This window comes from Streptomyces pyxinicus, from assembly GCF_024753135.1.
GTDB classification, from domain to species: Bacteria; Actinomycetota; Actinomycetes; order Streptomycetales; family Streptomycetaceae; genus Streptomyces; species Streptomyces pyxinicus.
The window spans coordinates 54,566-65,101 of sequence record NZ_JANUGP010000012.1 but is presented as its reverse complement, the minus strand read 5'-3'; the positions used below and the strand labels follow the sequence as shown (position 1 = coordinate 65,101).

Below are 10,536 nucleotides of genomic sequence, written 5' to 3'. Positions count from 1 at the left end.
GCGCACCCCCCGCCGCGTCACCAGCGCCACCGAGCCAGCAGGGAGCGACACCGACCGTGGACACATCCGTCGAGCAGATCGTCGAGGCGCTGCGCGAGTCATTGCTTGAGAACGAGCGGCTGCGGCGGGAGAACGCCGACATCACCGAGGCGGCCCGGGAGCCCGTCGCCATCGTCGCGATGAGCTGCCGCTACCCCGGTGGCGTCAGCACCCCCGAGGAGCTGTGGCGGCTGGTCGACGCCGGCACGGACGCCGTCGGCGACTTCCCCGACGACCGCGGCTGGGACGTCGACGCCATCTACGACCCCGACCCCGACGCCCCCGGCCGCACTCACGTCCGCGAGGGCGGCTTCCTGTACGGCGCTGCCGGGTTCGACCCCGGCTTCTTCGGCATCAGCCCGCGCGAGGCCCTCGCCATGGACCCCCAGCAACGGCTGCTGCTGGAGACCGCCTGGGAGGCCTTCGAACGCGCCGGCATCGACCCGGGCACCCTGCGCGGCACCCGCACCGGCATCTACGCCGGCGTCATGTACCACGACTACGGCAGCTGGCTCACCGACGTCCCCGAGGGCGTCGAGGGCTACCTCGGCAACGGCAACCTGGGCAGCGTCGCCTCCGGCCGGGTCTCCTACACCCTCGGTCTGGAGGGGCCCGCCGTCACCGTCGACACTGCCTGCTCCTCCTCGCTGGTCGCCCTGCACCTCGCCGTGCAGGCCCTGCGCACCGGCGAGAGCGACCTCGCCCTCGCGGGCGGTGTGACGGTCATGTCCACCCCGGACACCTTCATCGACTTCTCCCGGCAGCGCGGCCTCGCGGCCGACGGCCGCTGCAAGTCCTTCGCCGACGGCGCGGACGGCACCGGCTGGGGCGAGGGCGCCGGCCTGCTGCTCCTGGAACGGCTCGCCGACGCCCGCCGCCACGGGCACCGGGTGCTGGCCGTGGTGCGCGGTACGGCGGTCAACCAGGACGGCGCCTCCAACGGGCTCACCGCCCCCAACGGCCCCTCCCAGCAGCGCGTCATCCGCGCCGCCCTCGCCGACGCCCGCCTGGAACCCCGCCAGGTGCACGCCGTCGAGGCCCACGGCACCGGCACCCCGCTCGGCGACCCCATCGAGGCGGGAGCCCTGCTCGCGACCTACGGCCAGGGCCGCGCGGAACCCCTGTGGCTGGGCTCGGTCAAGTCCAACATCGGGCACACCCAGGCCGCCGCCGGGGTCGCGGGGGTCATCAAGATGGTGATGGCCATGCGGCACGGCCGGCTGCCGAAGACCCTGCACGCCGACCACCCCACCTCCCAGGTCGACTGGGCGGCCGGCGCCGTCGAACTGCTCGCCGAGGCCCGCGACTGGCCCGCCGACGGAGAGCCCCGCCGCGCGGCCGTCTCCTCCTTCGGCATCAGCGGCACCAACGCCCACGTCATCGTCGAGGCCGCACCCGAACCAGAGCCCCGCCCCGGGGAACCCGCCTGGACCGGTCCGCTCCCGCTGGTGCTGTCCGGCAAGACCCCCCAGGGGCTCGCCGCCCAGGCCCGCCGCCTCCTCGACCACCTCGCCACCGGCACCGACCCGGTGCCCGACGTGGCCCACACCCTCGCCACCGGCCGGGCCGCACTGGACGAGCGCGCCGTCGTCACCGGCGCCGGCCTGCCCGCCCTCACCGCCGGACTCACCGCCCTCGCCGAGGGCGCCGACACCGCGCCGAACGTGGTGCGCGGCCGGCCGGCGGGGGAGTCCCGCACCGTGTTCGTCTTCCCCGGCCAGGGCTCCCAGTGGACCGGCATGGCCGCCGAACTGCTCGACGGCTCACCGGTGTTCGCGGCCCGCATGGCCGAGTGCGCCGAAGCCCTCGCACCCGTCACCGACTGGGACCTGATCGAGACCGTGCGCTCCCGGCAACCGCTGGACCGCGTGGACGTCGTCCAGCCCGTGCTCTGGGCGATCATGGTCTCGCTGGCCGCGCTGTGGCGCGCGCACGGCGTCCACCCCGCCGGGGTCGTCGGCCACTCCCAGGGCGAGATCGCCGCCGCCTGCGTCGCCGGCGCGCTCTCCCTCCCGGACGGCGCCCGCGTGGTGGCGCTGCGCAGCCAGGCCATCGCCCGCGACCTGTCCGGGCGGGGCGGCATGATGTCGGTGGCCCTGCCCGAGGACCGGGTACGCGAGCTGATCGCCGGCCACGACGGGCGCGTGTCGGTGGCCGCCGTCAACGGCGCCGCCTCCGTGGTGCTGTCCGGCGACGCCGACGCCCTGGACGCGCTCCGGGACGCGATCGTGGCCGACGGCGGCCGGGCCAAACGGCTCCCGGTGGACTACGCCTCGCACAGCGCGCACGTCGAGTCCATCCGGGACCGGCTCCTCGCCGACCTCGCGGACGTGCGCCCCCGGCCCGCCGAGGTGCCGTTCTACTCCACCGTCACCGGGGACCGCGCCGACACCACCGGCCTGGACGCCGGCTACTGGTACACCAACCTGCGCCAGAGCGTGCTCTTCGAACCGGCCACCCGGGCCCTGCTGGAGGCCGGGTACGGGGTGTTCGTGGAGTGCGGCCCGCACCCGGTGCTGCTGCACTCCCTCGCCGAGACCGCCGACACGGCCGGCGCCGACCTCATCGGACTCGGCTCGCTGCGCCGCGACGACGGCGGCCCCGAGCGGGTCCTGACCGCCCTCGGCGAGGCCTTCGTCGCGGGCGTCCCCGTCGACTGGTCGGCCGTCTTCGCCGGCCTGCCGGTACGCCCCGCCGACCTGCCCACCTACGCCTTCCAGCGCGAGCGGTACTGGCTCGGCCGGTCCGCCACCGCCGGGGACGTCACCGCCGCCGGGCTCGCCACCACCGGCCACCCGCTGCTGGGCGCCGCCGTGCCCGTCGCCGAGGGCGGCACCCTGTTCACCGGCCGCCTCTGCGTCGCCACCCACCCGTGGCTCGCCGACCACGCCGTGTCCGGCACCCCCCTGCTGCCGGGCACCGCCCTGGTCGAGCTGGCCCTCGGCGCCGGGCGCGACCTCGGCTGGGGGCACCTGGCCGAACTCACCCTCCAGGCACCGCTGATCCTCCCCGAGCGGGGCGCCGTGCAGCTCCAACTGCACGTGGCCGCCGCCGACGCCACCGGGCACCGCGCACTCACCGTGCACTCCCGGCCCGAAAGCACCGAGGGCGCCGAGGAGACCGTCTGGACGCCGCACGCCACCGGGCTGCTCGCCCCGGGGACCGCCCCGCCCGCCTTCGACCTCACGGCCTGGCCGCCCCCGGGCGCCGTCCCGGTACCCGTCGAGGACGCCTACGCCCGCCTCGCCGGGCTCGGTTACGACTACGGCCCCGCCTTCCAGGGCCTGCGCGCCGCCTGGCGGCGCGGCGAGGAGACCTTCGCCGAGGTCGAACTCCCGGTCGAGGCAGGCGGGTTCGCGCTGCACCCGGCCCTGTTCGACGCCGCCCTGCACGCCGACGGCCTCGGCGGTGACGCGCCGGGCGGTGCCCGGCTGCCGTTCACCTGGACCGGCGTCTCGCTGTACGCGGCCAGCGCGAGCGCCCTGCGGGTCCGCCTGCACGGTACCGACACCCTGTCCCTCCAGCTCGCCGACCCGGCCGGCGCCCCGGTCGCGGAGGTCGAGGCCCTGGTCTCCCGCCCCGTCGACCCGGCCGCCCTCGCCCCGTCCGCCCGCGTGGCCGACCTGTACCGCCTGGACTGGCCCGCCCTGCCGGTCCCCGCCGCGCCCGCACCCGAGTACGCCGTCCTGGGCGACAGCCCCCTCGAACCGGTGCCCGGCTGGGTGGTGCTGCCGGCCGGCGGCGACGACGAGCCGATCGGCGGCGCCCACCGCGCGACCGAACGGGTCCTGACCGCCGTACAGGACTGGCTCGCCGACGAACGCACGGCGCACGCACGCCTGTTGGTGCTCACCCGGGGTGCCGTGGCGGTGGGGGAGGAGGACGTCACCGACCTGGCGGGCGCCGCCGTGTGGGGCCTGGTGCGGGCAGCGCAGGGCGAACACCCGGGCCGTTTCGTGCTGGTGGACCGCCCCGACGGCGACGCCGCCGCCGTGACCGCGGCGGCCGCGAGCGGAGAACCCCAACTCGCCCTGCGCGAGGGCACGGTGCACACGCCCCGGCTCACCCGCGCCACCGTGGGCGGCCCGGCGCCGGCCCTCGACCCCGACGGCACGGTCCTGATCACCGGCGGCACCGGTGTGCTCGGCGCCCTCGTCGCCCGGCACCTGGTGGCCGAGCACGGGATACGCCACCTGGTGCTGGCCGGCCGCAGCGGCACCGCCGCCGAGGACTTCACCGGCCTGGACGCCGAGATCACCGTCGCCCGCTGCGACGCCGCCGACCGGGACCAACTGGCCGCTCTCATCACCGGGATACCGGCCGCCCACGCGCTGACGGCGGTCGTACACCTGGCCGGCACCCTCGACGACGGACTGGTCACCGACCAGACCCCGGCCCGCCTGGACGCCGTACTGCGCCCCAAGGCCGACGCCGCCTGGCACCTGCACGAGCTCACCCGCGACCTGGACCTCGCCGCGTTCGTGCTGTTCTCCTCGGCCGCCGGCACCGTGGACGGCGCCGGGCAGTCCGGCTACGCCGCCGCGAACGCCTTCCTCGACGCCCTCGCCGTCCACCGCCGCGCCCTCGGTCTGCCCGCACACTCCCTGGCCTGGGGATTCTGGGAGCAGCGCACCGGCCTGACCGCCCACCTCACCGACGCCGACATCGAGCGCATGGCCCGGGCCGGCGTCCGACCCCTGCCCACCGAGGACGGCCTGCGCCTGCTGGACGCCGCCCTGGCCTGCGCCGATCCGCTGCTGGTCCCGATCGGCCTGGACCCGGCCGCCCTGCGCCGCGCCGGCGACGTCCCGGCCGTCCTGCGCGCCCTGGTGCCCGCCCCGGCCCTGCGCACCGCGGCCGGCCGGGCGGGCGACGCCTCCTTCGCCGACCGGCTCGCCGCCCTCGGCCCCGCCGAACGCGACGCGGCCCTCACGGAACTGGTCCGCACCCACGTCGCCGCCGTCCTCGGCCACGGCGACGACATGACCCTCGACCCGCGCCGCTCCTTCCGCGAGTCCGGCTTCGACTCCCTCACCGCCGTCGAACTCCGCAACCGCCTCGGAGGCGCCGTCGGCCTGCGCCTGCCCGCCACCCTCGTCTTCGACCATCCGGACGCGGGTGCCCTCGTGGCCCACCTGAGGTCCGAACTCCTCGGTGCCGAGGCCGAGTCCGGGGACACCCCGGCCATCCGCGAGGTGGACGAGCCGGTCGCGATCGTCGCCATGGCCTGCCGCTACCCCGGTGGCGTCAGCACCCCCGAGGACCTGTGGCGGCTGCTCGCCGACGGCGGCGACGGCATCGGCGCCTTCCCCGCCGACCGCGGCTGGGACCTCGACGCCCTGTACGACCCGGAACCCGGCAAGGCCGGCCACTCCGCCACCCGGACGGGCGGATTCCTGTACGACGCCGCCGACTTCGACCCCGACTTCTTCGGCATCGGCCCCCGCGAGGCCCTCGCCATGGACCCGCAGCAGCGGCTGCTGCTGGAGACGTCCTGGGAGGCGCTGGAGCGGGCCGGCATCGACCCGCACGCCGTGCGCGGCAGCCGTACCGGTGTCTTCGCGGGCGTCATGTACCACGACTACGGCAGCCGCCTGCACCGGGTCCCGGAGTCCGTGCGCGACTACCTGGGCAACGGCAGCCTCGGCAGCGTGGCCTCCGGCCGGGTCGCCTACGCCCTCGGCCTGGAGGGCCCGACCCTCACCGTCGACACGGCCTGCTCCTCGTCGCTGGTCGCGCTGCACCTGGCCGCGCAGGCGCTGCGGCAGGGCGAGTGCACCCTCGCCCTGGCCGGCGGGGTCTCGGTGATGTCGACCGTCGACACGTTCGTGGACTTCAGCAGGCAGCGCAACCTCGCCGCCGACGGCCACGCCAAGTCCTTCGCCGACGCCGCCGACGGCACGGCCCTGTCCGAGGGCGCCGGCATGCTCGTCCTGGAGCGCCTGTCGGACGCCCGCCGCCACGGCCACCCGGTGCTCGCGCTGGTCCGGGGCAGCGCGGTGAACCAGGACGGCGCCTCCAACGGCCTGACCGCCCCCAACGGTCCCTCTCAACAGCGCGTGATCCGGCAGGCGTTGGCGTCCGCGGGGCTGTCGCCCGCCGACGTGGACGCCGTGGAGGCGCACGGCACGGGCACGACCCTGGGCGACCCGATCGAGGCCCAGGCCCTGCTCGCGACCTACGGCCAGGACCGTGCGGAGCCCCTGTGGCTGGGCTCGGTCAAGTCCAACATCGGGCACACCCAGGCCGCCGCCGGTGTCGCGGGCGTCATGAAGATGGTGCTGGCGATGCGCCACGGTGTGCTGCCGCGCACCCTGCACGTGGACCGGCCGTCCACCCAGGTCGACTGGGACGCGGGCCGGGTCAGCCTGCTGACGGAGGACCGGCCGTGGCCGGACACCGGCCGCCCGCGCCGCGCCGGCGTGTCGTCCTTCGGGATCAGCGGCACCAACGTGCACACCGTCATCGAGGAGGCACCGGCCGAGGACCCCGCGCCCGGCGCGCCCCCGGCACCGCCACTGCCGCTGGTGGTCTCCGGCGCCACCCCCGAGGCCCTCGCCGCGCAGGCCGCCCGGCTGCGCGCGGTCGCCGGCCGGCCACTGCCCGACCTCGCCCGCTCCCTGGCCACCGGCCGCGCCGCGCTCACCCACCGGGCCGCGCTCGTGGCCCGCGACGAGGACGAACTCTGGTCAGCCCTGGACGCGTTGGCCGGCGGTGCCGCCTCGGACAGCGTGATCAGCGGCCGGCCCGTCGCGGGCGGGACCGCCGTCCTGTTCACCGGGCAGGGCGCGCAGCGCGTCGGCATGGGACGCGGCCTGTACGACGCCCACCCCGCCTTCCGGGAGGCGCTCGACGCCGCCTGCCAGGCCCTCGACGCCCACCTCGACCGCCCGCTGCGGGACGTGATGTGGGCCGGGCCCGGCACCGGCGAGGCGGCCCTGCTCGACCACACCGTCTACACCCAGAGCGCCCTGTTCGCCGTGGAAGTCGCCCTGTACCGGCTGCTGGAAGCCTACGGCGTGCGCCCCGACTGGCTCGCCGGGCACTCCATCGGCGAGCTGGCCGCCGCCCATGCGGCCGGGGTCTGGGAGCTGGCGGACGCCGCCCGGCTGGTGGCCGCGCGCGGCCGGCTGATGCAGGCCCTGCCCGCGGGCGGCGCGATGCTCGCCGTCGACGCCACCGAGGCGGAGGTGCTGCCCCACCTCGGCCCCGAGGTGTCCCTCGCCGCCGTCAACGGGCCGCGCGCGGTGGTGGTCTCCGGCACCGAGGCCGCCGTCACCGCCGTCGCCGAGGCCTTCGCCGGACGCCGTACCAAACGGCTGCGGGTCAGCCACGCCTTCCACTCGCCGCTGATGGACCCGATGCTCGCCGAGTTCGAGAAGACCGCCCGCGACCTCACCTACGCGCCGCCCACCCTGCCCGTCGTCTCCGACGTCACGGGGGCCCGGGCCGGCGCGGACGAGCTGTGCGACCCCGCCTACTGGGTCCGGCACGTCCGCGAGACGGTCCGCTTCGGGGACGGTGTCAGGGCGCTGGAGGCCCACGGGGTGCGCACCTTCCTCGAACTCGGCCCCGACGCCGCCCTCACCCCGATGGGCGCGCAGGCCGTCACGGACCCCGAACGCGTCCTGTTCGTCCCGGCGTTGCGCCGCGACCGCGACGAGCAGCGGACCTTCGCCGCCCTGCTCGGCACCGCCCACGTCCGCGGGGCGGCCGTCGACTGGCAGCGCGCGTTCGCCGGCACCGGCGCCCGCCGCACCGACCTGCCGACCTACCCCTTCCAGCGCCGCCGGCTGTGGCTGGACGACGAGCCCGGCGCGAGGGGCGACGCGGGCGGACTCGGCCAGGCCCCGGCCGGACACCCGCTGCTCGGGGCCGCGCTGCGACTCGCCGACGAGGACCGCCTCGCCCTGACCGGACGCCTCTCCCTGGCCACCCACCCCTGGCTCGCCGACCACGCCGTGGCGGGCGTCGTCCTGGTGCCCGGCAGTGCCTTCGTCGAACTGGCCGTGCAGGCCGGCGACCGCACCGGCTGCCCGCAGGTCGCGGAACTCACCCTGGAACGGCCCCTGGTGCTGCCCGCACACGGCGCGGTCCACCTCCAGGTGGCAGCCACCGCCCCGGACGCGGACGGCCGCCGCCGGCTCACCGTGCACGCCCGCCCGGAGGGCTCCGACGGCGCGTGGACCCGGCACGCCACCGGTGTCCTCGCCCCGCGCACCGCGCCGGAACCGGCCCCCGAGCCGGCCTGGCCGCCCGCCGGAGCCACCCCGGTGGACGTCACCGGCACCTACGACCACCTGGCCGAGCAGGGCTACCACTACGGCCCGCGGTTCCGCTGCCTGCGCGGCGCCTGGCGGCTCGGCGCGGAGGTCTGCGCCGAACTCGCCCTGCCCGAACCGGAATCGGCCGACGGCTTCGCCCTGCACCCGGCCCTGCTCGACGCCACCCTGCACGCCATCGACCTGCTCGACGGCCAGGACCCGACCGTCATGACCCTGCCCTTCTCCTGGGAGGGCGTCACCCTGCACGCGGCCGGCGCCACGGCACTGCGCCTGCGCCTGACCCCGCACGGCCCGGACCACCTGACCCTGCGCCTGTACGACGGCACCGGCGCGCCCGTCGCCGAGGTGGCCGCGCTGCGCGTCCGCCAGGTCACCGCCGACCAGCTGCACGCGGCGACCCCGGCACCCGGCGACCTGTTCCGGGTGCGCTGGACCGCCCGCCCGCTCAGCGCCGCGGGCCCGGCACCGGAGCCCCGCGCCGTCACCGCCGATCCGCGGGGCGGCGGCGACCCGCCGACGCTGGCCCGCGAGACCGCCGTACGCACCCTGGCCGCCCTGCGGGCATACCTGGCCGAGGCGCCCGACGAGCGGCCCCTGGCGGTCCTCACCCGCTCCGCCGTCGCCGTCCACGCCGACGAGACGCCCGATCCGGCGCAGGCCGTGGTCTGGGGCCTGGTGCGGGCCGCGGCCGTCGAGCACCCCGGCCGGTTCGTCCTCGTCGACACCGACGACGCCCCCGCCTCCGTCGCCGCCCTGCCCGCCGCCGTGGCCGCCGGGGCCCCCGAACTCGCCCTGCGCGAAGGCACCTTGCATGTGCCGGAGCTGGCCGGGCTCGGTGCCGCGGAGCCCGGCGAGGGGCCCGCCCTCGACCCGGACGGCACCGTCCTCGTCACCGGCGGCACCGGAAGCCTCGGCCGTCTGCTGGCCCGGCACCTGGTCACCCGGCACGGGGTCCGGCACCTGCTGCTGGCCGGCCGCACCGGACGCCTCCCGGACCCCGCCGCACGGGACGACCTCACCGCCCTCGGCGCCACGGTGACCGTCACCGCCTGCGACGTCACCGACCGCGCGGCACTCGCCGCCCTGCTGGAGTCCGTGCCCGGCGAGCACCCGCTGACCGCCGTGGTGCACGCCGCCGGCGTCCTGGACGACGGCCTGGTCACCGACCTCACCCCCGAGCGTCTGGAAGCGGTCCTGCGCCCCAAGGCCGACGCCGCCTGGCACCTGCACGAACTCACCCGCGACCTCGGCCTCGCCGCGTTCGTGCTGTTCTCCTCCGCCGCCGGCACCCTGGGCGCGGCCGGCCAGGCCAACTACGCGGCGGCCAACGCCTTCCTGGACGCCCTGGCCGTCCGCCGGCACGCCGAGAAGCTGCCGGCGCTCTCGCTCGGCTGGGGCCTGTGGGACACCGGGGAGGGCATGGCGGCCGGCCTCGGCGCGACCGGGCTGCGCCGGCTGGCCCGCGACGGCATCCTGCCGCTGCCCGCCGACCGGGCCCTGGCCCTCTTCGACCGGGCCCTCACGGCCGGCACCGACCCGGTGCTGCTCCCGGTCCGCGTCCAGATCACCGAGGACGCCCCGGCCCTGGTACGGGCCCTCGCCCCGGCGGCCGTACGGCGCACCGCGCGGGCGGCCACCCACACGCCGGCGCCCGCCGAACCGCTGCCGCGGCGGCTGGCCGGGCTCGGCGCGCCCGACGCCCTCAAGGTGCTGGTGGAGGCGGTGTGCGGGCACGCCGCCGATGTCCTCGGCCACGGTTCGGGCACCGCCGTCGACCCGCACCGGCCGCTGGGCGACCTGGGCGTCGACTCGCTCGCGGCCCTGGAGCTGCGCAACCGGCTCGGCGCCGACACCGGCCTGCGCCTGTCCACCACCCTCACCTTCGACTACCCGACCTGCGACGCCCTCGCCCGCCACCTCTTCGAGGAACTCGGCGGGGACACCTCCGGCGGCCTCGACATCGAGGCGGAGGTGCTGCGGCTGGAGGAGGCGCTGGGCGCGGCCCTGGACCCGGCCGCCGTGGACGAGGAGCAGCGCGCCCGGGTCGCGGCCCGGCTGCGCACCCTGAGCGCGCGATGGGACGGCCCGGGGGAGTGGCCGGCGGACACCGGCACCCGGCCGAGCGCCGGCACCGGCCTGGAATCCGCCACCGCCGACGAGCTGTTCGGCATCCTGGACGACGAACTCGGCACGTTCGGCTGACCGACGGCGA

At 77.2% G+C, this 10,536-nt stretch carries 1 protein-coding gene; it reads left to right on the top strand.

What is annotated here, in order from left to right:
• Positions 1-56 precede the first annotated feature (56 nt).
• Positions 57-10,526 carry a type I polyketide synthase gene (locus tag NX794_RS17830; protein WP_258779542.1) on the top strand — a complete coding sequence of 3,490 codons (10,470 nt, stop codon included), beginning with the start codon at positions 57-59 and terminating at the stop codon, positions 10,524-10,526.
• Positions 10,527-10,536 lie beyond the last annotated feature (10 nt).